This is a genomic window from Novosphingobium sp. TK46 (genome assembly GCF_055361525.1).
In genome coordinates, this window is record NZ_CM143963.1 from 3002076 (window position 1) to 3026883 (window position 24808).

Genomic DNA, 24808 nt, shown 5'->3' on the forward strand with positions numbered 1-24808 from the left:
CTAACGCGAAGAGGCGAGACGTGGCAGCCGAGGCGGGCAAAGTCGATCCGATGCACCAGTTCACCATCGAGCCGTTGTTCGGCACCGATGGTTGGCAGCTGGCGGGCTATCACATCCCTTTCACCAATTCGACGCTGTGGATGGCCTTGGCCTCGCTGCTGATGCTGGTGTTCGTGGCTGGTGGCATGAAGCGCGAGCTCGTGCCTGGCCGCTGGCAGATGGCCGTGGAAAGCTTTACCGGCTTCATCGACGGGCTGCTGGCTTCGAACATCGGACCGGCCGGCAAGAAGTACGTGCCGTACATGTTCACGCTGTTCATGTTCATCCTGTTCGCGAACTTCCTGGGCCTGCTGCCGCTCGGCGTCTTCGGTGTCCATGCGTTCACCTTCACCAGCCACTTCTCGGCCACCGGCGTGCTCGCGATCATGACCTTCGCGATCGTGCTGATCGTCGGTTTCGCCAAGCATGGTTTCCACTTCTTCTCACTGTTCGTGCCGCACGGCACCCCGGTGGTGATGATCCCGCTGATCTTCGTGGTCGAGCTGATCTCCTTCCTGGTGCGTCCGTTCAGCCTCGGCCTGCGACTGTTCGTCGCGATGATGGCCGGGCACGTCCTGCTCGAAGTGCTGTCCAGCTTCGTGATCAGCACGGGCAACGCCAATATCGGCCTGTTCGCCATCGCCGGCATCCCCAGCTTCGTACTGATGGTCGGCATCTGCGCGCTCGAGCTGCTGGTCGCCGGCATCCAGGCTTACGTCTTTGCGCTTCTCACTTGCGTCTATCTCAACGACGCCGAGAACCTGCACTAATATCCAACCCACCGATCTTCATCGATCCACGATCTACCAAAGGGAGTTTTTACTATGGACGCAGATGCTGCAAAGCTGCTCGGTGCCGGTCTCGCTGCAATCGGTTGCGGTCTCGCTTCGATCGGCGTGGGCTCGGTCTTCGCCAAGTTCCTCGAAGGCGCGCTGCGCAACCCCGGTGCTGCCGACGCCCAGCAGGGCCGCCTGTTCATCGGTTTCGCCGGTGCAGAGCTTCTGGGCCTGCTGTCGTTCGTCGTCGCCGCACTGCTGATCTTCGCCTGATCGCACATGCCGCGTCCGGTTGCGGCGTACTTCGGTATGCTTGTGGCCGGCGCGGGATGATGGGTGATCGCAACAAACAGGGCTGAAGAATGCCACAGATCGCACAGCTGGGCGAGTTCTACGCCAGTCAGATCTTCTGGCTGGTCGTGTTCTTCGGCCTGGCTTTCTTCATCGTCGGGCGCGGAATGGTGCCCAAGGTGATGGATACCGTCGCCAATCGCGACAAGCAGATTTCGGATGACTTCGCTGCGGCCGAGCGTGCTCGGCGCGAAGCGGATGCGGAAGAAGAAGCGTGGCGCGCACGTGAAAATGCTCGCCGTGCGGAGGCTCAGGCCGTCATCGCCGACGCCCGCGCAAAGGCGACCGTCGCTGCCGAGACCCGTCTCGGCGAGACACAGCGTGGGCTCGACGGACAGCTTGCTGCGGCCGAGGCGCGCATCGCCGATGCACTGCGCGCTGCTGGTGCAGAAATCGAAAATGTGGCGACCGACGCTGCGCGAGACGTCGTTGCGCGTGTCGCGGGCATCACCATCGACGATGGCGCTGCCAGGTCGGCCGTCAAGGAGAAGCTGGCTCATGGCTGAAGCACCTCTCGCCGCCCCCGAGGCAGGCACCAGCGCAGATCCGGGCACGCCAGGTCACGAGCCAGGCGAACAGGCCCACGCCGGAACCGAACATCCCGAGCCCTTGTTGCTCGGAGTCGCTCCGCCGATGGCCGTCGTCAGTGCGTCCATGATCGTGCTGCTCGGCATCGCCATCTGGAAGGGCGCCTTGAAGTCGGTGACCGGCGGCCTCGACGCCAAGATCGCCGACATCAAGAGCCAGCTCGAGCAGGCCAAGACTTTGCGCGCCGAGGCGGAAGCCCTGCGCAAGGAATACGCCGACAAGATCGCCAACGCCGAAAAGGACGCGGCATCGGTCCTCGACCACGCCCGCCACGAAGCCGAGGCGATCGTTGCCAAGGCGCACGCGGACACCACCGAAGTTATCGCGCGCCGTGAGAAGATGGCGCAGGACAAGATCGGCGCGGCAGAACGCACCGCCGTTTCCGAACTGCGCGCCAAGGCGGCCCGTGCGGCTGCTGGGGCCGCACATGGCCTGATCCGCAGCAATTACTCGGCTGATGCCGATCGAGCCTTGGTGGATCGGTCTATCGGCGCGATCTAGCTGTCGTTTTTCGTGAGTGAACAAAGGCCTCCGTCGCTTGACGGAGGCTTTTTTTATGTCTTACCCATCGGATGTTGACGACCGGGCAGGGTCGCAACCTGACGAAGGAACCATCCGATCTCTCGCCACAACGGGGGAAGAGCCATGAAGAAGTCTGCCGCGCAGTTGCTGATCGCTTTGGCACTGGCGTGTACCGCGACGACCGCTTGAGCCGGGCCGCTCAGCCGCCAGGAAGTTGTCGAGCTCATGAAGTTGGGCCTTGGGGATGATGCCGTGATCGCCAAGGTCATCGCGGATAAAGTCGACTTTGACCTGTCGACAAGCGACATGGTCGCCTTCAAGAGCCAGGGCATCTCTTCGCCCGTCATCGCGGCGCTGATCAGCAACTGATCCGTGGCCAAGGTGACGCCGTCGCTCGATTCACCGAACCCGATGGTTCCGCATCCGACCGGCTTCTACGTCTTGCAGGAAAGCGCGCCCGTGCGGATGCAGCGGATGGAGGCTACCGTAACCAACCAGGCGAAAACCGGCGGGATCATCGGCTACGCCTTGACCGGCGGCATCGCTTCGATGAGCGTCAAGGCGGCTATTCAGAACGAGACTTCGCGGACTCCGGTAGAGACGATGCCGAGGTTCTACTTTTTCTCGGGCGAAGCCAGCGGCGACAACGGTGGTGCCTGGGCAAGTGGACAAAACACCGTGGTCAACTCACCCGCGGAACTCACGCTTGTTCGCCTCACCAAGAAGGACGGCCGCCGGGAGGCGCGCGTGGGCAGCATGAACATCGGCGGTGCCAAGTCTGGCGTGATGGACAAGGACCGCATCGCCTTCGCCCACACCGTCGTCCGCCCGGGCGTTTTCCTAGTTCAGCCCCAGGTCGCGCTGCCTGCGGGTGAGTACGGCTTCATCTACTCTTTGGCAGGTAGTGGCGGCCCTGGTGGTGCGATGACGGCCCGCATTTTCGACTTCACAGTGCGTTGATGACTTAAAACCCATCCTTTGCAGCCCGCAACGCTGCAAAGGTGGCAACCGCATCGCCGCCGCCCCAACGCGCCTGCAGCGATGCAACGTCTGCTCGCAGGAAGGGGTTGGTGGCGAGCTCGCGTTCCAGCTTGGTGGGTACGGTGGGCAGGTCACGGGCGCGCCTTTCGGCGATCTCTTTCGCGTAATCGCTCAGCGCGGCGTTATCCGGATCGGCATGCACGGCGAAGCGAGCGTTCGAGACGGTGTACTCGTGAGCGCAATATAGCAGCGTCTCGGGCGGCAGCGACTTGATGCGCATGATGCTCGCCCAGAACTGCGGCGGCGTGCCTTCGAACATTCTGCCGCAGCCCAAGGCAAACACGGAATCACCGACGAAGGCGATGTCGGCTTCGCGCAAGTGGTAAGCTATGTGACCCAGGGTGTGGCCGCCGACATCGATCACGTTTGCGGTGTAGTCGCCGATGCGCACCGTATCGCCCTGTGTCACCGTGCGGTCGACAGCGTCGATCTTGGGCGCGTCGATCTCGGGGGCGGTGACCGTACACCCTGTCACGGCCTTGATCGCCTCGTTTCCGCCCGCATGATCGGGGTGCCAGTGCGTGTTCCAGATCTGGGTGATCTGCCAGCCTTTCAGCGCCGCCTCGCGCAAGTAAGCGTCGGCGTCGGGCGTGTCGATGCACACGGTTTCCTGGCTGGCGTCGTCATGCAGCAGGAAGCCGTAGTTGTCGGACAGGCAGGGGAACTGGTGGACTTCTAGCATCGGTTTCTCCTCACTGGCTTATGTAGCGGATGAGGCGCCAAGAAAAAGCCCGCCTGGCGCGATGCCGGGCGGGCTTTCCTTTGTCTTGGTTGGCTAGGCCATCATGGGGTTTTCACCCCATGACGTCGAACGGGTCTGCGACCCGCCGGCCGGCCTTCGCCCCGAGCGGCAAATAGCCTACCGTTTGCTTGCGCAAACGTCGGCTATTTGCCTGGGCTCGGCTTAGCTGCGGCCCTTGAGAGCCTCGCCGAGGATGTCGCCCAGCGATGCGCCCGAGTCGGACGAACCGTACTGCTCGACGGCTTCCTTCTCTTCGGCCAGCTGACGGGCCTTGACCGAGAAGTTGGGCTTCTTCGAACGGTCGAAGCCGATGACCATCGCATCGAACTTCTGACCGACCTGGAAGCGATCCGGACGCTGCTCGTCGCGGTCGCGGCCCAGATCCGAGCGCTTGATGAAGCCGGTGGCCCCATCTTCGCCGGCCTGAACCTCGAGGCCGCCATCGCGCACTTCGAGGATGGTCACGGTGGTCACCTGACCACGACGCAGACCACCCGCGCTGGAACCGTCCGCAGCGGCCGGAGCCGATGCCGCGCCGCCAGCGGCCGGAGCGCCACGCTCAAGCTGCTTCATGCCGAGGCTGATGCGCTCCTTCTCGATGTCGACATCCAGAACGATCGCCGAAACCTGCTCGCCCTTGCGGTGCAGAGCCAGCGCGTCCTCGCCCGAGATGCCCCAGGCGATGTCCGACATGTGGACCATGCCGTCGACGTCGCCGTCCAGACCGATGAACAGGCCAAACTCGGTGGCGTTCTTGACTTCGCCTTCGACCTGGCTGCCAACCGGGTGGTTCGCGGCAAAGTCTTCCCAAGGATTGCCGATGGCCTGCTTGAGACCCAGGCTGATGCGGCGCTTCTCGGAGTCGACCTCGAGCACGACAACGTCGACTTCCTGCGAGGTCGAGACGATCTTGCCGGGGTGGACGTTCTTCTTGGTCCAGGACATTTCCGAAACGTGGACGAGGCCCTCGATCCCGGCTTCCAGCTCCACGAAGGCGCCGTATTCGGTGATGTTGGTGACCACGCCGCGCAGCTTCGCGCCGACCGGGTACTTGACAGTCGCGCCTTCCCACGGATCGCTTTCGAGCTGCTTCATGCCGAGGCTGATGCGCTGCGTTTCCGAGTTGATGCGGATGATCTGCACCTTTACGGTGTCACCGATGTTGATGACCTCACTCGGGTGGTTGACGCGCTTGTAGCTCATGTCGGTGACATGGAGCAGGCCGTCGATACCGCCGAGGTCGACGAACGCGCCGTAGTCGGTGATGTTCTTGACCACGCCCTCGATGACCTGACCCTCGGTCAGCTTGTCGATCAGCTCGCTGCGCTGCTCGGCGCGCGTCTCTTCCAGGACGGCGCGACGCGACACGACGATGTTGCCGCGGCGGCGATCCATCTTGAGGATCTGGAACGGCTGCGGGATGTCCATCAGCGGTCCGACGTCACGCACCGGGCGGATGTCGACCTGCGAGCCGGGCAGGAACGCAACGGCGCCGTCGAGGTCGACGGTGAAGCCACCCTTGACGCGGCCGAAGATCACGCCGTCGACGCGCTTGCCTTCGCCGAACTCGCTCTCGAGCTTGTCCCAGGCCGCTTCGCGACGGGCGCGGTCGCGCGACAGCATCGCTTCGCCGTCGGCGTTCTCGACGCGGTCGACGTACACTTCGACTTCGTCACCGACCTTGAGGCCGTGGTCGTCGTCACCGCGGGCGAATTCGCGAAGCGGCACGCGGCCTTCGCTCTTCAAGCCAACGTCGATGACGGCCTTGTCGTTCTCGATTGCGGTAATGGTGCCCTTGACGACGCGGCCCTCGAAGCCCTCGTCACCAACGCCGCCGAACTGTTCGTCCAGCATTTTCGCGAAATCATCGCGCGTGGGATTTGCCATAGTGGCCATGTAGGAGTGTCTCTCTCGTGTTGTATTCCGGCCAGGCGGTTGGGTCCGCCGGTCTTTCCTCCGCCGCCGCACCATTGCGACCACGGGCCAAAAAGGGCCGAACTGCCGTGGCGGTCGGATACCGGTCACGGCATCCAACGGAGTCGTGCGACTCTGCTGGATCGGCGGCGCTTATGCGCAAAACCGCGCAGAAGCAATGAAATTGGCAATTGCGCCTAGCGGTGCGCGGCGACGATCCGCAAGGCGGCGGCGATGGCCGCGTCTCGCCCCAGCTGCGACGTGTCGAGGGTCGTCGCATCCGCAGCTGCCAGGAGCGGGGCCTGCGCGCGGTGTGTGTCGCGCGCGTCCCTAGCGGTGAGATCGGCGGCGATCTCATCCAGCGATACGGCGCGGCCTTGCGCCTGCATTTCCAGGTAGCGCCGCTGGGCGCGGGCTTCGACGCTGGCGACGACGAACAGCTTCACCTCAGCATCGGGCGCGATGACGGTTCCGATATCGCGGCCATCGAGGACCGCGCCATGCGGTTGCAAGGCAAAGGCGCGCTGGCGATCGAACAGGGCCTGGCGCACGGCGGGGTGGATCGAGACGCGACTGGCGAGGCCGCCGCTGGTTTCCGATCGCAGTTCCGGATCGCCGAGCAACGCGTCGGGGAAGTTCGTGGCGGCCATGGCGTCGCCTGCATCGTCCGGGTTGCCGCCGTTGATCACGCACTGGCGACCGACTGCGCGGTAAAGCAAGCCGGTGTCGAGATGCGGCAAGCCGAAGTGCCTGGAGATGGCCTTGGCGATCGTGCCTTTGCCCGAAGCGGTGGGTCCATCGACGGCGACGATCACGCAGGGGCCTCGCTTTGGGCTAGCCCGTCGAGCATCGGCTCGAAGGTGGGGAAGCTGGTGGCGATCGGGCGGGTATCATCCACTTCGATGCCGGCGACGCTGACCAGTCCGGCAACGGCCATGCTCATGGCGATGCGGTGGTCGAGGTGCGTGGCGATCGGGTGATTGGCAGCGCCGCGCAAGGGGGCGCCGCCGGAACCGTCTATGACCAGTCCGTCCCCGCGCTCTTCGATCCGCGCGCCCGAAGCGGTGAGGGCGGTCGCCATGACGGCGAGGCGGTCCGATTCCTTCACGCGCAACTCGTCGAGCCCGCGGGTAACGGTGCGCCCCTCGGCCATCGATGCTGCCACGAACAGGATCGGGAACTCGTCGATCATGCTGGGCGCGACTGCCGGGTCGACCTCGATGCCGCGCAGCGCCGAGTGACGCACTCGCAGATCGGCGACGGGCTCGCCGCCGACATCGCGGCGGGCGACCTCCTCGATGCTGCCGCCCATTGCGCGCAGCACGTCGAACAGCGCGGCGCGCGTCGGGTTGAGGCCGACGTTCTCGATGGTGAGGTCCGATCCTTCCACCAGCAGCGCGGCGACGACGAAGAAGGCGGCCGAGGAGGGGTCGCCGGGCACGTCGATCACTTGCGGGCGCAGTTCGGCTTCGCCGCGCACGCTGATCATGCGGGTGCCATCGGCTTCCACCTCGACGTTCAGCTCGGCGCCGAAGCCACGCAGCATGCGTTCGGAATGGTCGCGGGTGGCGATCGGCTCGATCACCGTGGTGATGCCAGGCGTGTTGAGGCCAGCGAGCAGAACCGCGCTTTTGACCTGCGCCGAGGCGACCGGCAGGCGGTAGGTGATCGGCACGGCAGGGGAAGCGCCGCGCAGGATCAGCGGCAGGCGACCGCCGACGGTCGAGGTGATGTCCGCGCCCATCTGCGTTAGTGGTTCGATCACCCGCGCCATCGGTCGCTTCGACAGGCTGGCGTCGCCCACGAACGTCGCCTGGATCGGATGGCTCGAAATCAGCCCCATCAGCAGCCGCGTCGAGGTGCCGGAATTGCCCATGTCGAGCGCGGTCTCGGGCTGGAGCAGCGCGCCGACGCCAACACCGTTCACCACCCACGCGCCTTCGCCGATGCGCTCGACATGCGCGCCCATCGCTCGCATCGCGGCGGCGGTGGCGAGCACGTCCTCCCCTTCCAGCAGGCCGGTGATGCGGCTCTCGCCCACGGCAAGAGATGAGAGCATGATCGCGCGATGGCTGATCGACTTGTCGCCAGGCACGCGGATGCGGCCACGCAACGGACCGGTGGGCAGGAAGCGGCGCGGGCGCATCTGGGAGGTCGGATCGGCGGTCACGTCTTGGCTTTCGCGGCAGGATCTGGAGCGCGCGGCTTTTGACAGTCGTCGTCCGCTATGGCAAGGCGCGCGCCCTGATGCGGCCTGGGATGCGGTCTTGCGGCTTGATTTCGCCGCCGAGCCCACCCATCAAGTACATCGATTTCAGCGCGGCCTGTTTCGGGGCGCGCCAGGCGAGGATTTTTCATGGTCAACCCGGAATGGGGCGCCAAGCACGGCTGCCCGAAGTGCGGCACGCGTTTCTACGATCTCGGCAAGGATGATCCGGTCACCTGCATCGAATGTGGCAATGCCTGGAACCCCGAGCCAGTGCTCAAGTCCAAGCAGCCGGTGCAGTTCGAGGAAGTGCAGAAGAAGGAAGTCGTCGAGGAGGAGGATTCCGATCTCGCCGAAGAAGATCTGGACATCGACGAGGACGGCGATTCGCCGGACAACGATGTCGATCTGGGCGGCGACGACGATCTCGGCATTCCAGGCGCCGAGACCGAGGACGAGCACGACACCTGAGGTAAAATTCCCACTTGCCAACCGCGGGAGCCGCCCTTAGAGGGGCGGCCTCCCAAGGCTGGCACTTGGGGCGGACGGCCTTCCAGGGCCGATCCGGACGGATGAATGGGGCCATAGCTCAGCTGGGAGAGCGCTTGCATGGCATGCAAGAGGTCAGGGGTTCGATCCCCCTTGGCTCCACCATCCCTCCTACGCTGTCATCGTGACTGCTGATGGCGTATTGAGGGGTGAGATTCCCTGCATCCCGGCGGGTCCGGGCTGAAGGAAATCTCACCATACCCGGCGCAGCGTTTGTCGCACCGGGGGTGAACATTTATACGCTGGCTGACGAGGTTTCGTCCGCCGGCGTTTTCGGCGTTTTGGCGGGTTTCGATCTGTCTTGGAGTGGTGAACGGCATGTTCGACAGCCTTTCAGATCGTCTTGGCGGCGTCTTCGACAAGCTGCGTGGACGCGGTGCGCTCAAGGAGCAGGACGTTCGGGATGCCATGCGCGAAGTGCGCATCGCGTTGCTCGAGGCCGACGTGGCCCTGCCGGTGGTGCGTCGCTTCGTCGATCAGGTTACCGAAAAGGCCGTGGGCCATGACGTGCTGCGCTCGGTCACGCCGGGCCAGCAGGTCATCAAGATCGTCAACGATGCGCTGATCGAGACGCTGGGCGGGGACACCACGCCCGAACTCGATCTGAACGCGGCTCCGCCGATCGTCATCATGATGGTCGGCCTGCAGGGCTCGGGCAAGACCACCAGCACCGCCAAGATCGCCAAGCTGCTCAAGGAGAAGCACGGCAAGAAGGCGATGATGGCCTCGCTCGACGTCAACCGTCCGGCGGCACAGGAGCAGTTGAAGGTTCTGGGCGAGCAGGTCGGCGTCGCCACGCTGCCGATCATCACCGGCCAGCAACCGACCGAGATCGCCACCCGGGCGATCCAGTCGGCGAAGCTGCAGGCGGTGGACGTGCTGCTGCTCGACACCGCCGGCCGTCTCCACGTCGACCAGCAGCTGATGGACGAGATGAAGGCGGTCTCCGCCATCTCGACTCCACGTGAAGTGCTGCTGGTGGTCGACTCGCTGACAGGTCAGGACGCGGTCAACGTCGCGCAGTCGTTCGCCGGCCAGGTGGACCTCACCGGCGTCGTGCTGACTCGCATGGACGGCGATGCACGTGGTGGCGCGGCGTTGTCGATGCGCGCGGTCACCGGCAAGCCGATCAAGTTTGCCGGTACGGGCGAGAAGCTCGACGCGCTCGAGGTGTTCCAGCCCGTGCGTGTCGCCAATCGCATTCTCGGCATGGGCGACATCGTCAGCCTGGTCGAAAAGGCGGCGGAGTCGGTCAAGCTTGAGGATGCCGAGGCGCTCGCCAAGCGTATGGACGCGGGCAAGTTCGACATGAACGACCTGCGCATGCAGCTCAAGCAGATGCAGAACATGGGTGGCGTCGGCGCATTGGCGGGCATGATACCCGGCATGAAGAAGGCCAAGGCGGCGATGGCGTCTTCAGGCATGGACGATCGGGTGCTGTTGCGCATGGATGCGATCATCGGCTCGATGACCGGCAAGGAGCGGGTCAATCCCGCGCTGCTCAACGCCAAGCGCAAGATCCGCGTCGCCAATGGCTCGGGCACCCAGGTGCAGGACGTGAACAAGGTTCTGAAGATGCACCAGGAAATGGCCAAGGCCATGAAGCAGATCAAGAAGATGGGCGGGCTCAAGGGTCTGGCCGCGATGTTCGGCAAGGGCGGCCTCGAAGGCGCCATGCCGGGCCTGGGCAATGCGCTCGGCGGCATGGGCGGCGGCGTCGGCAGCCTGCCCGACATGAGCAAATTCGGTAAGAAGTAATCCTCACAACCATTCGTAAGTATCGAGAAGGAAGAACAAAATGGCAGTAGCAATTCGTCTGTCGCGCGGTGGCGCCAAGAAGCGTCCTTACTATCGCATCGTCGTCACGGACGTGCGCAGCCCGCGCGACGGCAAGTATCTTGAGCAGCTGGGCACCTACAACCCGGTGCTGGCCAAAGACGACGAGAAGCGCGTGACGTTGATCGAAGATCGCGTGCGCTACTGGATCGGCGTCGGCGCGCAGCCGACCGACCGCGTCGCTCGCATCCTCGACAAGGCCGGCATCAAGGAGCGTGCGGCCACCAACAACCCGAACCAGGCCGAGCCGGGCAAGAAGGCTAAGGAGCGCGCGGAAGACCGCGCCACCAAGGTTCGCGAAGCCGAGGAAGCCGCTGCTGCTGCAGAAGCTTCCAAGCAAGCCGTGTCCGCCGAAGCTCCGGCCGAAGGCGCCGAGGAGCCTGCCGCCGAGACCCCGCAGGTCGAAAGCGCAGAGACTCCGGCAGAGGGTTGATCCTCACGTTGCGTACGGACTTGACCCATGCCGGTTGATCCGGATCGTCCCGTCACCCTTGCCGCCGTCGCCGGCGCGCATGGCGTGACCGGTGACGTGCGCCTCAAGCTGTTCGGAGAAGGTGCGGCTGCGCTCAAGCGCTACCGCGCCTTCAACGACGCAAGCCTGACGGTGCAGAGCCTGCGCGACGACGGGAAGGGCGGGGCAATCGCCCGCTTCGTCGAGGTGACGGATCGCAACGCAGCGGAAAAGCTGCGGGGCACGGCCTTGACCGTGCCGCGATCGGCCATGCCGGCGTTGGCCGAGGGCGAATACTACCACGCTGACCTGCTCGGCCTGCCGGTGGTCTCGACCGACGGCGTGTTAATCGGCACGTGCGTCGCGATTGAAAACTTTGGCGCGGGCGATGTGATCGAGATCGAGCGGCCGGCGGACGAAAGCGGCAAGCGGACACGCTTCATGGTGCCGATGAACCCGACCGCGGTGCCTGAGTGGACGGCGGAGAAGCTGATCGTCGCCGCCGACTTCGTGGAGGATTAGGGTGTCGTCCGATCGGTCGGCATCGTTTCTGCCATGACCTTCGCAGCCACCGTCCTCACTCTTTATCCCGAGATGTTTCCCGGCCCATTGGGCTTGTCTCTTGCGGGCCGTGCGCTGGCTGAAGCCAAGTGGTCGCTGACGCCCGTTCAGATCCGCGACTTCGCCATCGACAAGCACCGCACGGTCGACGACACCCCGGCGGGTGGCGGCGCTGGAATGGTCCTGCGGGTGGACGTGCTCTCAGCGGCCATCGATCATGCTTTGGCACTCAAGCCACAGGCCCCGGTGCTGGCAATGACACCGCGTGGGCGACCGATCTCCCAGGCCCGCGTTCGCGAATTTGCGGCCGGTCCGGGCGTGACGATCCTGTGCGGTCGGTTCGAAGGCTTTGACGAGCGCATCTTCGCCGCGCGCGACGTGGAAGAGATCAGCGTCGGCGATATCGTCCTGTCCGGCGGCGAACCGGCGGCGCTGATGCTGCTGGATGCTTGCATTCGGCTGCTTCCCGGCGTAATGGGCGCGCCTTCCAGCGGGGCGGAGGAGTCGTTCGAGGACGGCCTGCTCGAGTACCCGCACTATACCCGACCTGTCGAATGGGAAGGGCGCACGATCCCCGAAGTGCTGCGATCGGGGGATCATGCGAAAATCGCCGCCTGGCGTAAAGCCAGGGCCAACGACGATACACGGTCACGCAGGCCGGATCTTTGGGAGCGTCACAATGGCGCTCGGATCCCGTCTGCCTCTGGCGCGCAGCGACAAACGAAGGACCAGGACACATGAACCTGATTCAGCAGATCGAAGCCGAAGAGATCGCCAAGGCTTCCAAGGAAATCCCGACCTTCCGTCCGGGCGACACCGTCCGCGTCGGCGTGAAGGTTGTCGAAGGCACCCGCACCCGCGTCCAGAACTTCGAAGGCGTGTGCATCGCGCGTTCGAACCGTGGCATGGGTTCCAACTTTACCGTCCGCAAGATGAGCTTCGGTGAAGGCGTGGAGCGCGTATTTCCGCTCTACTCGCCTAACCTCGACAGCATTGCGGTCGTGCGCCGCGGCGTGGTGCGTCGCGCCAAGCTGTACTACCTGCGTGGTCGTACCGGTAAGCGTGCACGTATCGCCGAGCGTCGCGACGTGCGCAACGAAGGCGCGTAAGCGCGCTTTTCGCAGTGCGATAGGCGAAAAACAACGGGGGCTGGTGCGCAAGTGCCCGTCCCCGTTTGGCATTGATGTGCCTTTGTTGAAGCCAGTCTTTCGTATTTACCAACGCAACGCCGCTCGTCATGGCGGTGCACGGCCGGTCGGGGCGCTCGGTTGCCCGGACAGCGGACAGCCCTGGCTAAAACAAGCCGAGCCGTCAATTTAGCGCCTCTTTTCGCTTTGACAGGGGCCGCAAAAGCCGCTCAATTCCCGGCCATTCGCTCGACGAATCCAGATATCTCAGCCACGTCACGTGGTTTTCCAATGACAGCCTAGGGGGTTCTCATAATGAACAAAAACGATCTGATCAGTGCGGTCACCACGTCCAGCGGCCTCAACCGCAACGATGCCGTCAAGGCTGTCGAGGGTGTGTTCGAGGCGATCTCCGACGCGCTGAAGAAGGGCGACGAAGTGCGTCTGGTCGGTTTTGGCACCTTCACCGTCGCAAAGCGCAAGGCTTCCACCGGCCGCAATCCCCGCACTGGTGAAGCGATGGAGATCAAGGCATCGAGCCAGCCCAAGTTCAAGGCGGGCAAGGGGCTCAAGGACGCCGTCAACTAAGCATCAGCCGGTGTGTCATGCGCCGCAGCCGGTTACCGATCGCCGCATCTGCCATCAGGCGGGTGCGGCGATTTCGTTTCGGCTGCCGATCCTGCCGCCGTTCGGCTTGGTGGACCGCTCGGGCGATGGCTGCGAAGCGGCCGAGGTTGCCCTTGCAGCGTCATGAGCTAAGGGTACTGAACAACAGTTCAGCGCCGACCATATCACGGTCGGCCAGCGAGAGAGGGACCATGAGCGACACCCTGACCAACCGAGCATCTCCGGATGCCGCTACCCAGCTCGACATCTACCGCCGCATGGTGCGTATCGAGCGAAACGACGAATCCACCCGCGCGCAGATCCGCCGCGGCCAGATCACCGCACCGTATTACTCGGCACGTGGACAAGAGGCGATCCCGTCGGCCATTTCCGTGCTGCTCAACGATGACGACAAGATCTGCACGATCTATCGCGGCATCCACGACATGGTCGCCAAGAACATGCCGCTGCGCCCGCTCTGGGCCGAGATCTCGGGCCGCGTCGACGGCACCTGCAAGGGCAAGGGCGGCCCGATGCACCTTACCCACCCGGAAACCGGCGTGATGGTGACCACTGGCATCGTCGGCTCGTCGATGCCCATCGCCAACGGTTTTGGCTGGGCAGCGCTGCTTGACGGCACGAAGCAGGTCACCGTGGCTTACTTCGGCGACGGCGCCAGCAACATCGGTGCCTTCCACGAGGCGCTCAACCTCGCTTCCGTGTGGAAGCTGCCGGTGATCTTCGTGTGCCAGAACAACGGCTTCTCCGAGCATACTCGCTATGAAAACTGCACCGCCGTCGATCAGATCTCGAAGCGGGCGATCGGTTACGGCATGCCGGGCTATACGCTCGACGGCAACGATCCGATCGAGGTCTATGCCCACGCGCATGCCGCGATTGAGCGCGCGCGCGCCGGCGAAGGTCCGACTCTGCTCGAATGCAAGACCTTCCGGTTCTTCGGCCACGTCTTCGGTGACGACGACAAGTACATGAATGCGGGCGAAAAGGATGCCGCACGCGAGTTCGATCCGCTGCCACGCTTCCGTCAGAAACTGATCGACGACGGCATCGCCACCGAGGAACAACTCGAGGCGCTCAAGGCCGACATCGAGGCCGAGGTGAAGGACGCCATCGAATTCGCCCAGTCCTGTGAATATCCGTCCGTGGACGAACTGCGCCGCGACGTCTTTGCCGAGGAGATTCCGGCATGAGCACCGATACACTCGAAGCACCGACCACCGAGATGGTGAAGATGAACGGCCTGCAGGCGATCAACGCGGCTTTGGTTGAGGCGATGGAAGCCGACTCCAAGGTCATCGTGCTGGGCGAAGACATCGCCGATCGCGAGGGCGGCGGCGTGGTTGGCGTCACCAAGGGTCTTTCCACCAAGTTCGGTGACATGCGGGTACGCTCGACGCCGATCTCGGAGCAGGCGATCATCGGTGCGGCGATCGGCGCGGCGATGGCCGGCTACAAGCCGGTGGCCGAGATCATGCTGATGAACTTCACCACCGTGGCAATGGACATGATCGTGAACCACGCGGCGAAGCTGCGCTTCATGTCGGGCGGCCAGAGCCAGGTGCCGATGGTGATCCGCACGCTGACCGGCGCCGGCAACCAGACCGCCGGCCAGCATGCCGATTTCTACGAGGCGTGGTTCTGCCACACCGCGGGCATCAAGGTCGTGATCCCCTGGACCCCGGCCGACTTCAAGGGCCTGTACCTCTCGGCGATCCAGGATCCAGATCCGGTCATGATCATCGAGAGTGGCAAGACTCTGTTCATCCCGATGGACACGCCGGCAAACCAGGGCCCGATCCCGATCGGCAAGGCGCAGACCGTCGTCGAGGGCACGGACCTGACGATTGTGTCGTATGGCCAGATGATGTTCACGGTGATGCAGGCGGTCGAAGAGCTCGGCAAGGCTGGCGTTTCGGTCGAGGTCATCAACCTGCGCACGATCTCGCCGTGGGACAAGGAAGCCGTTCTGTCGTCGACCGAGAAGACCGGGCGCTTGCTCGTCGTCCATGAGGCTGGTCGCAGCTTCGGTCCAGGCGCGGAAATCGCCGCGACCGTACAGGAGACGCTGTTCGGCAAGCTCAAGTCGCCGGTAGGCCGTCTTGGTGGTCCGTATTGCTCGGTACCCTTCGCCAAGAAGCTCGAAGACGCTTTCCTGGTGCAGGCACCGGAAATCGTCGCTGAAGTCCAGCGCCTCGTCGCGATGGGCTAAGGAAAAACGGCCGGCATGGACACCTGTCCTGCCGGCCGGTTTCTCTCGATATTGTCGTAGGATGAACGGTCGACAGATCAGTCAAACTTGGCCGTTTGATCCGCAGCATCCAGCTCAAAGACGCACGTCTTGGCTCGCCGTTGCAAAAACTGCGTTTCATTGCGCGTGTTTCACCTTGGCGTGCGAGACGCAAGATCATCGTCGACTGGCCGTCAGCGCGAAGACCGTGTCGGTCCTCGCGCTGATGCCTTGTCGGCAAATGTCGTCAGATATGGATGGCTTTGCCCGTCACCGACATCGCCGCTTCCTTGATCGCTTCGGAATGCGTGGGATGTGCGTGGCAGGTGTAGGCGATGTCCTCGCTGGTCGCGCCGAACTCCATCGCTTGCGCAGCTTGCGCGATCATCGTGCCGGCAACCGACGCGATGCACCAAACGCCCAGCACGCGATCGGTCTGCGCGTCCGCGATGATCTTCACGAAGCCATCCGGCTCGTGGTTGGTCTTGGCGCGTGAGTTGGCCAGCATCGGGAACTTGCCGACCTTGATCTCGCCGCCTGACTCGGCCGCCTTGGCCTTGGCGTCTTCCTCCGTGAGGCCAACGCCGGCAAACTCCGGCCAGGTATAGACCACGCCGGGAATGACATCGTGGTTCACAATACCGGTCAATCCGGCGATATTCTCCGATACCGCGATGCCCTCGTCCTCGGCCTTGTGCGCTAGCATCGGGCCGGGGATCACGTCGCCGATCGCCCACACGCCATCGACCTTGGTGGCGAAATCGTGATCGGTTTCGATCTGCCCGCGCTTGTTGAGTTCGATGCCGATCGCATCAAGGCCCAAGCCCTCGGTGTTGGGGCGGCGGCCGATGGAGACGAGAACCACATCGGCTTCCAGCGTCTCAGCCGCGCCGCCCGCCGAAGGCTCGACAGTCACGGTCGCCCGGTTACCCTCGACTGCGACGCCCGTTACCTTCGTAGACAGCTTCAGGATCATGCCCTGCTTCTTGAAGATCTTGCCCGCTTCCTTGCGGACGTCACCGTCCATGCCGGGCAGGAGTTGGTCGAGGTATTCGACGACGGTAACCTCGGCACCGAGACGCCGCCAGACCGAGCCGAGTTCCAGCCCGATCACGCCACCACCGATGACGACCATCTTCTTTGGCACGGCCGATAGCTCCAGCGCGCCGGTGCTGTCGACGACGACACCCTTGTCGTTGTCGATCTCGATTCCGGGGAGCGGCGTGACCGTGGAGCCGGTGGCGATGACGATGTTCTTGGCCGACACGGCACGCTCGCCGACCGTGACGGTGTGCGCGTCCTTGAAGGTGGCGTAGCCCTTGATCCAGTCGATCTTGTTCTTCTTGAACAGGAACTCGATGCCTCCCGTCAGGCCCTTCACCGCGTCGCGTCGCTGCGCGTGCATGGTGTCCAGGTCGAGTTCGGGCGTAACCTTGATGCCCATCTTGGCCATCGTGCCGTTGACCGCCGCATCGAAGTATTCCGATGCGTGCAGCAGCGCCTTGGAGGGAATGCAGCCGACGTTCAGGCAGGTGCCGCCCAGGGTCTCGCGTCCTTCGACACACCCGGTCTTGAGCCCGAGTTGCGCCGCACGGATCGCCGCGACATAGCCGCCGGGGCCCGAGCCGATGACGAGGACGTCGTAGTCGTATTCAGCCATTATCGTTGCACCGTCTTGTTGAGGCATGTCTTGAGGATGGGTTCGGACTCTTCCTTGGACAGCGTCAATTTCTGTGTAGCACTGTACTTCTTGTTGATCTCGGTGATCGCGCAAGTGCACAGCGAAGTCGCGAGCTGCGTGGGCATGCCGCTCTTGCTTGCCGAACCCACGCACGACGAGAGGAACTTCTCGTCATAGCCCTTGTTGAACGCACCCTCGCTCGCCTTGCCGCAACCGGCAAGCGCGACAAGGCTCGCGGCCACAAAAATGTACGTCCGCACCGGCATCAAAGATCGATCAGCAGGCGCGTCGGATCCTCGATCGCTTCCTTGATGGTCTTGAGCGCGGTCACCGCTTCGCGACCGTCGATCAGGCGATGATCGTAGCTGAGCGCGATATACATCATCGGGCGGACCACGATCTCGCCGTTGCGCACCACGGGTCTGTCCTCGATACGGTGCAGGCCCAGCACCGCCGACTGCGGCGGGTTGATGATCGGCGTCGACATCAGGCCACCGAATACGCCGCCGTTGGAGATGGTGAAGGTACCGCCCTTCATGTCTTCCATGGTCAGCGTGCCGTCCTTGGCCTTCTTGCCGAAGCCGGCGATCGCCTGCTCGATGCCGGCGAACGACAGCTTGTCGACGTCGCGAACGACCGGGACCACCAAACCGTTCGGGGCCGAGACCGCGATCGAGATGTCGATGTAGTCGAAGTAGACGATCTCATCGCCTTCGATCTGCGCGTTGACGCTGGGGATCGACTTGAGCGCCAGCACCGAGGCCTTCGAGAAGAAGCTCATGAAGCCCAGCTTGATGCCGTGCTTTTTCTGGAACGTGTCCTTGTACTTGTCGCGCGCTTCGATGACCGCCGACATGTCGACGTCGTTGAAGGTGGTCAGCAGCGCGGCAGTGTCCTGCGCGCTCTTGAGGCGCTTGGCGACCGTCTGGCGCAAACGTGTCATCCGCACGCGCTCTTCGCGGCGCTCGCCGGCGGCGGGAGCCGCGGCGGTGGCGGGGGCCGTCGCGACAGGAGCGGCCTGCGCGGTCTTGGCTTGCGCCGCGGCGAGTACGTCGTCGCGGGTGATGCGGCCATCCTTGCCGGTGCCGGTCACCTTGCTCGGATCGATGCCGTACTCCAGCACGGCCCGGCGCACGGCGGGTGACAGCACGGCTGCGCCCGCGCCGGTATCCTCGACCGGGGCTGCAGGGGCGGGGGTGGCAGACGCCGCTGCCGGCGCCGCCGCCTGTTCGGGTGCGGCTGACTTGGGCGCTGCGGCAGCGCCGCTGCCGCTTTCGATCGTGGTGATCAGTGCGCCGACCACGACCGTCTCGCCTTCCTTGGCGATGTGTGCGCCCATGACACCCGCCTGGGGAGCCATGACGTCCATCGCGACCTTGTCGGTCTCGAGACTGGCGATGGGTTCGTCGGCGGACACCGCTTCGCCCGGCTGCTTGAGCCACTGGCCGATGGTGGCTTCCGAAACGGATTCGCCGAGGGTGGGAACTTTGACTTCAATGGACATCGTGGATCTCAAGCCTTCTGCTTGCGACGGATTTCAGAGCGGACCGAAAGGCCCAGCGCGTCGGCGACGAGTGCCGCCTGCTCGGAGGCATGACGCTTCGCCAGGCCCGTCGCGGGCGAGGCGGAACCAGCACGCCCGGCATAGCGCGGACGATCGAAAGACAGCTCGGCCTGGCCCATCGCTTCTTCGATCTGGGAGGCGACGAAGAACCAGGCGCCGTTGTTGCGCGGCTCTTCCTGGCACCACACCACTTCTTCCAGCTGCGGCATGCGCGACAGGCGCTGTGCCAGCGGCTCGCTGGGGAAGGGGTAAAGCTGCTCGACCCGGACGATCTGCACGTCGTCGATCTCGGCCGCGTCGCGCGCTTCCATCAGGTCGTAGGCGACTTTGCCCGAACACAGCACGACCTTCTTGGTCGTCTTGTCATCGCAACCCTTGGGGTCGGAGAGAAGCCGGAAGAAGTGCCCGCCGCCGACGAAATCATGCGCCTTGGACTTTGCCAGCGGATGGCGCAGCAGCGACTTGGGCGTCATGATGATCAGCGGCTTGCGGAACGGGCGATGCATCTGCCGGCGCAGGACGTGGAAGTAGTTGGCCGGGGTGGTGATGTTGCACACCTGGATGTTGTCCTGCGCGCAAAGCTGCAGGAACCGCTCCAGCCGCGCCGAGGAGTGCTCCGGCCCCTGGCCTTCGTATCCGTGGGGCAACAGCATGACGAGGCCGTTGGCGCGAAGCCACTTGGCCTCGGCCGCGGCGACGTACTGATCGATGATGATCTGCGCGCCGTTGGCGAAGTCGCCGAACTGCGCTTCCCACAAGACCAGGGTCTTGGGATCGGCGCTGGCATAGCCGTACTCGAAACCGAGGACGCCATACTCGCTGAGCGTGGAATCCAGCACCTCGAAGCTGCCGTGGGGCAGGGTAGTGATCGGCACGTATGTGTGCTCGTCGGTCTGATCGACCCACACCGCGTGACGCTGGCTGAACGTGCCACGACCGGAGTCCTGACCCGAAAGGCGGACGCTGTAGCCCTCGGTGACGAGGCTGCCGAACGCGAGTGCCTCCGCGGTGGCCCAGTCGAAGCCTTCGCTCGACTTGAACATCTCGCGCTTGGCGTCCAGCACGCGGCCCAACGTCTTGTGGATCGTCAGGCCTTCCGGAACCGTCGTGAGCGTGCGGCCAAGGCTGTCGAACAGCTTGCCCTCGATGCCGGTGTCGACGTTGCGGCGCGCGCCCTCGGGATCAGCCGGCTTGTTGAAGCCGCTCCACTGTCCGGCGAACCAGTCCGCCTGGTTGGGCTTGTAGCTCTTGGCCGCTTCGAACTGTTCTTCGAGGTGGCCGGTAAATGTCGCCACCGCTTCGGGAACGAAGCTGTCGTCGATCACGCCTTCGCGCTTCAGGCGCTCGGCATAGATCTCGCTGACCGGCGGATGCTGCCGTATCTTCGAATACATCAGCGGCTGCGTGAAGCTGGGCTCGTCGCCTTCGTTGTGGCCGAAGCGGCGGTAGCACCACATGTCGATCACCACGTCCCGGCCGAAGGTCTGGCGAAAATCGATCGCCAGCTTGCAGCAGAACGTCACCGCCGCAGGATCGTCACCGTTGACGTGCAGCACCGGCACCTGGATGCCCTTGGCTACGTCCGAGGGATAGGGTGAACGCCGCGCGAACTGCGGGCTCGTGGTGAAGCCGATCTGGTTGTTGATGATGAAGTGGATGCAACCGCCGGTGTTGTAGCCCTTCACCCCGGAAAGGCCGAAGCACTCCCACACGATGCCCTGACCGGCAAACGCGGCATCGCCGTGGATCAGCACCGGCAGCACCTTCTTGTGCCTGGCGTGGGGGCCAACGTCGTCGCCGATGTCGTCCTGCAGCACCTGGTAGGCGCGGACCTTGCCCAGCACGATCGGGTCGACCGTTTCGAGATGGCTCGGGTTGGGCATCAGGCTCATGTGAACCTTGACGCCGTCGAAATCGCGATCGGTCGAGGTGCCCAGGTGGTACTTGACGTCGCCCGAACCGCCCACGTCCTCCGGATTGGCGGTGCCGCCCGAGAACTCGTGGAAGATCACCTTGTACGGCTTGGCCATGACGTTCGCGAGAACGTTGAGGCGGCCACGGTGGGCCATGCCATAGACGATCTCGTTGACGCCGAGCTGGCCGCCGTACTTGATCACGCCTTCGAGCGCGGGGATCATGGATTCGCCACCGTCGAGGCCGAAGCGCTTGGTGCCGACGTACTTCTTGCCCAGGAACTTCTCGTACTGCTCGCCGCGGATCACGGCCTGCAGGATCGCCTTCTTGCCCTCGGGCGTGAACTCGATCTCCTTGTCATGCCCTTCCATGCGGTCCTGCAGGAAGCGACGTTCCTCGGTATCGCTCAGGTGCATGTATTCCAGGCCGACCTTGCCGCAATAATTGGCGCGCACGATATCGACGATCTCGCGCACGGTACCCCATTGCAGGCCCAGGAAGCCGCCCAGGAAGATCTTGCGATCGAGCGCATCGCCGGTGAAGCCATGATACTCGGGGGTCAGGTCGGCAGGCAGCTCGCGCTGCGACAGACCCAGCGGATCGAGGTTGGCGGCAAGATGCCCGCGCACGCGATACGTGCGGATCAGGTTCATCGCCCGCAGGGAATCCGAAGCAGCCTGCTCGATCCGGGCTTCGTCGATCGGCGCGCCGGCGGCCTTGGCCGCCTTCTTGATTTCGGCTTGCAGCGTGGTCGGGTCAAGCGCCTGGGTCAGATCGTCTTCGTAGTCGCCACCGACCGGGGGCCAGTTGTTGCGCTGCCAGCTCGGACCCGGCTGCGGGTCTTCTGGGAAGAAGTCGAACGTTTCGTTGCCCATGGCAAATGACCTTTCCGCGCCAGGGGGCTCCCCCGGCGCTTACTCACCAATCGATCGCGGGCGTGGCACTTTCCCGGGGAGGAGCAAGTGTGAGACCGCGTTTTCTCCCCTGGCGGGGAGAGAGATTTAGGCGAGTTCCTTCAGCAAACCTTCGAGCGTGACGCCCAGTTCCGATGGCGAAGGCGAAACGCGGATACCCGCTTCTTCCATCGCCGCGATCTTGTCTTCCGCGCCACCCTGGCCGCCCGAAACGATGGCACCGGCATGGCCCATGCGACGTCCCGGAGGAGCGGTGAGACCGGCGATGAAGCCGACCATCGGCTTCTTGCGGCCACGCTTGGCTTCGTCCTTGAGGAACTGCGCCGCTTCTTCTTCGGCCGATCCGCCGATCTCGCCGATCATGATGATCGACTTGGTCTCGTCGTCGGCCAGGAACAGCTCCAGCATGTCGATGAAGTTGGTGCCGTTGACCGGATCGCCGCCGATGCCGACAGCCGTGGTCTGGCCAAGCCCTGCGTTGGTGGTCTGGAAAACCGCCTCATACGTCAGCGTGCCTGAACGTGACACAACGCCGACCGAACCCTTGGAAAAGATGCTGCCGGGCATGATGCCGATCTTGCACTCGTTCGGGGTCAGGACGCCAGGGCAGTTCGGGCCGATCAGGCGCGACTTCGAACCGGTCAGCGCACGCTTGACGGGGACCATGTCGAGCACCGGGATACCCTCGGTGATGCAGATGATCAGCTCCATCTGCGCGTCGATCGCCTCGAGGATGGCATCGGCGGCACCGGCGGGCGGCACGTAGACGCACGAAGCGGTGGCGCCCGTGGCGGCCTTGGCTTCATGCACCGAGTTGAACTGCGGCAGGCCCAGATGCTGGGTACCACCACGGCCCGGCGTCACGCCACCGACCATCTTGGTGCCATAGGCGAGCGCGGTCTCGGTGTGGAAGCTGCCGGTCTTGCCGGTCATGCCCTGGGTGATGACCTTGGTGTTTTTGTCGACGAGAATGGACATAGGATCTCCGTTACGTGCGATTCAGCGGGGGAGGTCGCTGATCTGGTCGGCTTTGATGGCTAAGCCGGCGATCTTGACCAATGCGATCAGAGGGCTTCCGGCAGGTACGTAGAATATTTCGAAGCTGTCCTGTTCCGGCTTCAGGCCGGAGTTCCAGCTGTACTTGGTCATCTCGGCGCGCTCGATCGCGGCATCAGGCTCGCTTCCGACCCAGCGCGATGCCGCGGCCTTGTCGATTGGGCGAGTCTCGCCGACATCGTAAGTGCGGCATCCGACGACGGACGTTCCATCGCTCTCGACCGAGGACAGCACGAGGTGCAGGTCTTCACCGGCGACCTGGCGGGTGAAGACGAGCGGCCCATCATCGACACGCCCGCCGGTCTTGTCGAGCAGCTTGCGGCCTTGTTCGTATCCCATCTTGACCAGGGGGCCGACCGGCGTCGCAGCCGGATCGGCGGCCTTGGTCCACCCGCTCGCGGCAACCTTTGCGGCGGCCGCATCGCGGGTCGACAGATCGGAGCAGGCGGTGCGAACCGCATCGAGCACTTGCCCGAGAGGATAGGCGCCTTTCGCTTCGGCCGCAGCCGCCGGCACGCTGGCGCAAGCCAGGATCATGCAGGCAGCGAGGGCGAAGCGATGGCGCACCGCGTGGCTCAGGCCAGGCTCTCGTCGATGCCCTTGCACGCGACCAGCAGTTCCTTGACCGCGTCGATCGAGACCTGGAGACCGGCCTTGGCCTTCTCGTTCAGCTCGATCTCGATGATTTCCTCGACGCCGCCGGCACCGATCTTCACCGGCACGCCGACATAAAGGCCGTCGACGCCGTACTGGCCTTCGACGTAGGCGGCGCAAGGCAGGATGCGCTTCTGATCCTTGAGGTAGGCTTCGGCCATGGCGATGCCCGAAGCGGCAGGCGCGTAGAATGCCGAGCCGGTCTTGAGCAGGCCGACGATCTCGCCGCCGCCGTTGGCGGTGCGCTTGACGATTTCGTCGATGCGCTCCTGCGTGGACTTGCCCATCTTGATGAGGTCGGGGACGGGGATGCCCTTGACGGTCGAGTACTCGACCACCGGCACCATGGTGTCGCCGTGGCCGCCCAGCACGAAGCTGGTGACGTCACGCACCGAGACGCCGAACTCCCAGGCGAGGAAGGTCGAGAAACGCGCCGAGTCCAGCACGCCGGCCATGCCGACGACCTTGTTGTGCGGCAGGCCCGAGAATTCGCGCAACGCCCAGACCATCGCGTCGAGCGGGTTGGTGATGCAGATCACGAATGCGTCGGGGGCGTTGGCCTTGATGCCTTCGCCCACGGCCTTCATCACCTTGAGGTTGATGCCGAGCAGGTCGTCGCGGCTCATGCCGGGCTTGCGCGGCACGCCGGCGGTGACGATCACCACGTCGGCGCCGGCGATCGAAGCGTAATCGCTCGAACCGGTGATCTGCGCGTCGAAGCCTTCGACCGGACCGCACTGCGACAGGTCGAGCGCCTTGCCCTGGGGAACGCCGTCGGCGATGTCGAACAGGACGATGTCGCCCAGTTCCTTTTGCGCGGCGAGGTGAGCCAGGGTGCCGCCGATGTTGCCGGCGCCGATGAGGGCGATCTTCTTGCGAGCCATGGGCCTGTCAGTCCTTCACAGGTGCGGGGTCAACGGACGGATGGGCGGCCTGCGATGCCCCGCGAAGGCAAGCCAGCCGTTGAGTTCCGCGCGTGCCTAAGCCCGCGATGGCGCGAATGCAACCTTCTTGAGCCCCGACAGGGCAAAGATCTTACATCATGTTGATAACAGTTCGCAATAGCGATAAGCCGGGTGCACTCAGGCGGCGAAGCTTCCGAGTTTGGAGCTGATCCGATCGGCGAGGCGCCGATCGAGCTGGCGACACACCGCCAGCCAGTGCTGGCAGCTGTCCCGATCCCGCTCGCGCAAGGCCGACAGGGCCCGCGCGCCGGCATGTTCCGCGGCGGCAAGGCCGTGACGGGCGAAGTGGCGCAGCGCGGCGATCAGCGTCTTGTTGTCGAGCCGGGCGACATCGTTGTCGTTGACCGCGCACATCGGGGCGGAGTGGCACCGCCAGGCGCCGATCGGGGATTCTCCGGCGACATGGGCGCCGGCAAAACGGATGGTCATGATTTCGACCCTTCAAGCAACGCAATTGACGAAAACGCTTCTACGCGCGCGGTCCCTAACTGTTTGCTGACATC

At 64.2% G+C, this 24808-nt stretch carries 27 protein-coding genes and 1 tRNA gene; 16 read left to right on the forward strand and 12 right to left on the reverse strand.

Annotated elements, in window-relative coordinates; genetic code table 11:
• Nucleotides 1-20 precede the first annotated feature (20 nt).
• The 6 genes from ACXJ1Z_RS14410 to ACXJ1Z_RS14435 all read left to right on the forward strand — a co-directional run bounded on the left by ACXJ1Z_RS14410 (nt 21) and on the right by ACXJ1Z_RS14435 (nt 3236).
• Nucleotides 21-809, forward strand: coding sequence for a F0F1 ATP synthase subunit A (locus ACXJ1Z_RS14410; protein ID WP_463777557.1), 789 nt, complete (start codon nt 21-23; stop codon nt 807-809).
• A gap of 54 nt (nt 810-863) precedes the next feature.
• Nucleotides 864-1088 carry a F0F1 ATP synthase subunit C gene (locus ACXJ1Z_RS14415; RefSeq protein ID WP_058735464.1) on the forward strand — a complete coding sequence of 75 codons (225 nt, stop codon included), beginning with the start codon at nt 864-866 and terminating at the stop codon, nt 1086-1088.
• Between the two features lie 89 nt (nt 1089-1177).
• On the forward strand, nt 1178-1672 hold the full coding sequence (locus ACXJ1Z_RS14420; protein ID WP_463777559.1) for a F0F1 ATP synthase subunit B family protein: 495 nt from the start codon (nt 1178-1180) through the stop codon (nt 1670-1672).
• Nucleotides 1665-2255: a F0F1 ATP synthase subunit B family protein gene (locus ACXJ1Z_RS14425; RefSeq protein WP_463777560.1), complete on the forward strand. Its 591-nt coding sequence runs from the start codon at nt 1665-1667 to the stop codon at nt 2253-2255. The genes ACXJ1Z_RS14420 and ACXJ1Z_RS14425 overlap by 8 nt, the downstream gene beginning before the upstream one ends.
• A 246-nt stretch (nt 2256-2501) precedes the next feature.
• Nucleotides 2502-2645, forward strand: a complete 144-nt coding sequence (locus ACXJ1Z_RS14430; protein ID WP_463777561.1) for a hypothetical protein — start codon at nt 2502-2504, stop codon at nt 2643-2645.
• Nucleotides 2646-2648: 3 nt separating this feature from the next.
• Nucleotides 2649-3236, forward strand: coding sequence for a hypothetical protein (locus ACXJ1Z_RS14435; RefSeq protein ID WP_463777563.1), 588 nt, complete (start codon nt 2649-2651; stop codon nt 3234-3236).
• A 4-nt stretch (nt 3237-3240) separates the two neighbouring features.
• Here the strand turns inward: ACXJ1Z_RS14435 and gloB are convergent, their stop codons facing one another.
• From gloB to aroA, 4 genes are all read right to left on the reverse strand, one after another.
• Nucleotides 3241-3999, reverse strand: coding sequence for a hydroxyacylglutathione hydrolase (gene gloB / locus ACXJ1Z_RS14440; protein ID WP_463777565.1), 759 nt, complete (start codon nt 3997-3999; stop codon nt 3241-3243).
• A 222-nt stretch (nt 4000-4221) separates the two neighbouring features.
• Nucleotides 4222-5955 carry a 30S ribosomal protein S1 gene (gene rpsA / locus ACXJ1Z_RS14445; protein WP_463777566.1) on the reverse strand — a complete coding sequence of 578 codons (1734 nt, stop codon included), beginning with the start codon at nt 5953-5955 and terminating at the stop codon, nt 4222-4224.
• A 215-nt stretch (nt 5956-6170) separates the two neighbouring features.
• Nucleotides 6171-6788 (reverse strand): (d)CMP kinase, encoded by a 618-nt coding sequence (locus tag ACXJ1Z_RS14450; RefSeq protein WP_463777567.1) that lies wholly within the window; start codon nt 6786-6788, stop codon nt 6171-6173.
• Complete coding sequence (aroA, locus tag ACXJ1Z_RS14455; protein ID WP_463781263.1) at nt 6785-8119, reverse strand: 3-phosphoshikimate 1-carboxyvinyltransferase; 1335 nt, start codon at nt 8117-8119, stop codon at nt 6785-6787. The genes ACXJ1Z_RS14450 and aroA overlap by 4 nt, the downstream gene beginning before the upstream one ends.
• A gap of 210 nt (nt 8120-8329) precedes the next feature.
• Here aroA and ACXJ1Z_RS14460 point away from each other — a divergent pair, with 210 nt between their 5' ends.
• From ACXJ1Z_RS14460 to ACXJ1Z_RS14505, 10 genes are all read left to right on the forward strand, one after another.
• Nucleotides 8330-8650, forward strand: a complete 321-nt coding sequence (locus ACXJ1Z_RS14460; RefSeq protein ID WP_463777568.1) for a TIGR02300 family protein — start codon at nt 8330-8332, stop codon at nt 8648-8650.
• 107 nt (nt 8651-8757) lie between these two features.
• Nucleotides 8758-8833: transfer RNA gene (locus tag ACXJ1Z_RS14465), tRNA-Ala, on the forward strand.
• Between the two features lie 213 nt (nt 8834-9046).
• The gene (gene ffh, locus ACXJ1Z_RS14470) at nt 9047-10486 is read left to right on the forward strand and encodes a signal recognition particle protein (RefSeq protein ID WP_463777570.1); all 1440 of its coding nucleotides are present in this window, start codon (nt 9047-9049) and stop codon (nt 10484-10486) included.
• 40 nt (nt 10487-10526) lie between these two features.
• Nucleotides 10527-10997 (forward strand): 30S ribosomal protein S16, encoded by a 471-nt coding sequence (gene rpsP, locus ACXJ1Z_RS14475; protein ID WP_463777571.1) that lies wholly within the window; start codon nt 10527-10529, stop codon nt 10995-10997.
• Between the two features lie 27 nt (nt 10998-11024).
• The gene (rimM, locus tag ACXJ1Z_RS14480) at nt 11025-11537 is read left to right on the forward strand and encodes a ribosome maturation factor RimM (protein ID WP_463777572.1); all 513 of its coding nucleotides are present in this window, start codon (nt 11025-11027) and stop codon (nt 11535-11537) included.
• A gap of 33 nt (nt 11538-11570) precedes the next feature.
• Nucleotides 11571-12317 (forward strand): tRNA (guanosine(37)-N1)-methyltransferase TrmD, encoded by a 747-nt coding sequence (gene trmD, locus ACXJ1Z_RS14485; RefSeq protein ID WP_463777574.1) that lies wholly within the window; start codon nt 11571-11573, stop codon nt 12315-12317.
• On the forward strand, nt 12314-12685 hold the full coding sequence (gene rplS / locus ACXJ1Z_RS14490; RefSeq protein WP_463777575.1) for a 50S ribosomal protein L19: 372 nt from the start codon (nt 12314-12316) through the stop codon (nt 12683-12685). Before trmD ends, rplS begins: the two co-directional genes overlap by 4 nt.
• Nucleotides 12686-13018: 333 nt before the next feature.
• Nucleotides 13019-13291: an HU family DNA-binding protein gene (locus ACXJ1Z_RS14495; protein ID WP_463777576.1), complete on the forward strand. Its 273-nt coding sequence runs from the start codon at nt 13019-13021 to the stop codon at nt 13289-13291.
• Nucleotides 13292-13521: 230 nt separating this feature from the next.
• On the forward strand, nt 13522-14520 hold the full coding sequence (locus ACXJ1Z_RS14500) for a thiamine pyrophosphate-dependent dehydrogenase E1 component subunit alpha (RefSeq protein ID WP_463777578.1): 999 nt from the start codon (nt 13522-13524) through the stop codon (nt 14518-14520).
• Nucleotides 14517-15539 carry an alpha-ketoacid dehydrogenase subunit beta gene (locus ACXJ1Z_RS14505; RefSeq protein WP_463777579.1) on the forward strand — a complete coding sequence of 341 codons (1023 nt, stop codon included), beginning with the start codon at nt 14517-14519 and terminating at the stop codon, nt 15537-15539. Before ACXJ1Z_RS14500 ends, ACXJ1Z_RS14505 begins: the two co-directional genes overlap by 4 nt.
• A 265-nt stretch (nt 15540-15804) precedes the next feature.
• On the opposite strand, the gene lpdA is transcribed toward ACXJ1Z_RS14505, so the two are convergent.
• The 8 genes from lpdA to ACXJ1Z_RS14545 form a co-directional block, all read right to left on the reverse strand.
• Entirely contained in the window at nt 15805-17217 is a 1413-nt protein-coding gene (lpdA, locus tag ACXJ1Z_RS14510) for a dihydrolipoyl dehydrogenase (protein ID WP_463777581.1), read from the reverse strand.
• Complete coding sequence (locus tag ACXJ1Z_RS14515) at nt 17217-17480, reverse strand: hypothetical protein (protein WP_463777582.1); 264 nt, start codon at nt 17478-17480, stop codon at nt 17217-17219. The genes lpdA and ACXJ1Z_RS14515 overlap by 1 nt, the downstream gene beginning before the upstream one ends.
• Before the next feature lie 23 nt (nt 17481-17503).
• Nucleotides 17504-18742 carry a 2-oxoglutarate dehydrogenase complex dihydrolipoyllysine-residue succinyltransferase gene (gene odhB / locus ACXJ1Z_RS14520; protein ID WP_463777583.1) on the reverse strand — a complete coding sequence of 413 codons (1239 nt, stop codon included), beginning with the start codon at nt 18740-18742 and terminating at the stop codon, nt 17504-17506.
• A gap of 8 nt (nt 18743-18750) precedes the next feature.
• Nucleotides 18751-21591, reverse strand: a complete 2841-nt coding sequence (locus ACXJ1Z_RS14525; protein WP_463777585.1) for a 2-oxoglutarate dehydrogenase E1 component — start codon at nt 21589-21591, stop codon at nt 18751-18753.
• Between the two features lie 126 nt (nt 21592-21717).
• Nucleotides 21718-22608 (reverse strand): succinate--CoA ligase subunit alpha, encoded by an 891-nt coding sequence (gene sucD / locus ACXJ1Z_RS14530; protein ID WP_463777586.1) that lies wholly within the window; start codon nt 22606-22608, stop codon nt 21718-21720.
• A gap of 21 nt (nt 22609-22629) precedes the next feature.
• Nucleotides 22630-23223, reverse strand: coding sequence for a hypothetical protein (locus tag ACXJ1Z_RS14535; protein WP_463777587.1), 594 nt, complete (start codon nt 23221-23223; stop codon nt 22630-22632).
• 38 nt (nt 23224-23261) lie between these two features.
• Nucleotides 23262-24224, reverse strand: a complete 963-nt coding sequence (gene mdh / locus ACXJ1Z_RS14540) for a malate dehydrogenase (RefSeq protein WP_463777589.1) — start codon at nt 24222-24224, stop codon at nt 23262-23264.
• A 198-nt stretch (nt 24225-24422) separates the two neighbouring features.
• Nucleotides 24423-24734, reverse strand: a complete 312-nt coding sequence (locus tag ACXJ1Z_RS14545; RefSeq protein ID WP_463777590.1) for a hypothetical protein — start codon at nt 24732-24734, stop codon at nt 24423-24425.
• Nucleotides 24735-24808 lie beyond the last annotated feature (74 nt).

Coding starts and splice junctions, on each gene's coding strand:
- ACXJ1Z_RS14415 (WP_058735464.1), top strand. CDS start 864: ATGGACGCAGATGCTGCAAAGCTGCTCGGTGCCGGTCTCGCTGCAATC.
- ACXJ1Z_RS14420 (WP_463777559.1), top strand. CDS start 1,178: ATGCCACAGATCGCACAGCTGGGCGAGTTCTACGCCAGTCAGATCTTC.
- ACXJ1Z_RS14425 (WP_463777560.1), top strand. CDS start 1,665: ATGGCTGAAGCACCTCTCGCCGCCCCCGAGGCAGGCACCAGCGCAGAT.
- ACXJ1Z_RS14430 (WP_463777561.1), top strand. CDS start 2,502: ATGAAGTTGGGCCTTGGGGATGATGCCGTGATCGCCAAGGTCATCGCG.
- gloB (WP_463777565.1), bottom strand. CDS start 3,999: ATGCTAGAAGTCCACCAGTTCCCCTGCCTGTCCGACAACTACGGCTTC.
- rpsA (WP_463777566.1), bottom strand. CDS start 5,955: ATGGCCACTATGGCAAATCCCACGCGCGATGATTTCGCGAAAATGCTG.
- aroA (WP_463781263.1), bottom strand. CDS start 8,119: ATGCGCCCGCGCCGCTTCCTGCCCACCGGTCCGTTGCGTGGCCGCATC.
- ACXJ1Z_RS14460 (WP_463777568.1), top strand. CDS start 8,330: ATGGTCAACCCGGAATGGGGCGCCAAGCACGGCTGCCCGAAGTGCGGC.
- ffh (WP_463777570.1), top strand. CDS start 9,047: ATGTTCGACAGCCTTTCAGATCGTCTTGGCGGCGTCTTCGACAAGCTG.
- rpsP (WP_463777571.1), top strand. CDS start 10,527: ATGGCAGTAGCAATTCGTCTGTCGCGCGGTGGCGCCAAGAAGCGTCCT.
- rimM (WP_463777572.1), top strand. CDS start 11,025: ATGCCGGTTGATCCGGATCGTCCCGTCACCCTTGCCGCCGTCGCCGGC.
- trmD (WP_463777574.1), top strand. CDS start 11,571: ATGACCTTCGCAGCCACCGTCCTCACTCTTTATCCCGAGATGTTTCCC.
- rplS (WP_463777575.1), top strand. CDS start 12,314: ATGAACCTGATTCAGCAGATCGAAGCCGAAGAGATCGCCAAGGCTTCC.
- ACXJ1Z_RS14495 (WP_463777576.1), top strand. CDS start 13,019: ATGAACAAAAACGATCTGATCAGTGCGGTCACCACGTCCAGCGGCCTC.
- ACXJ1Z_RS14500 (WP_463777578.1), top strand. CDS start 13,522: ATGAGCGACACCCTGACCAACCGAGCATCTCCGGATGCCGCTACCCAG.
- ACXJ1Z_RS14505 (WP_463777579.1), top strand. CDS start 14,517: ATGAGCACCGATACACTCGAAGCACCGACCACCGAGATGGTGAAGATG.
- lpdA (WP_463777581.1), bottom strand. CDS start 17,217: ATGGCTGAATACGACTACGACGTCCTCGTCATCGGCTCGGGCCCCGGC.
- odhB (WP_463777583.1), bottom strand. CDS start 18,742: ATGTCCATTGAAGTCAAAGTTCCCACCCTCGGCGAATCCGTTTCGGAA.
- ACXJ1Z_RS14525 (WP_463777585.1), bottom strand. CDS start 21,591: ATGGGCAACGAAACGTTCGACTTCTTCCCAGAAGACCCGCAGCCGGGT.
- sucD (WP_463777586.1), bottom strand. CDS start 22,608: ATGTCCATTCTCGTCGACAAAAACACCAAGGTCATCACCCAGGGCATG.
- ACXJ1Z_RS14535 (WP_463777587.1), bottom strand. CDS start 23,223: ATGATCCTGGCTTGCGCCAGCGTGCCGGCGGCTGCGGCCGAAGCGAAA.
- mdh (WP_463777589.1), bottom strand. CDS start 24,224: ATGGCTCGCAAGAAGATCGCCCTCATCGGCGCCGGCAACATCGGCGGC.
- ACXJ1Z_RS14545 (WP_463777590.1), bottom strand. CDS start 24,734: ATGACCATCCGTTTTGCCGGCGCCCATGTCGCCGGAGAATCCCCGATC.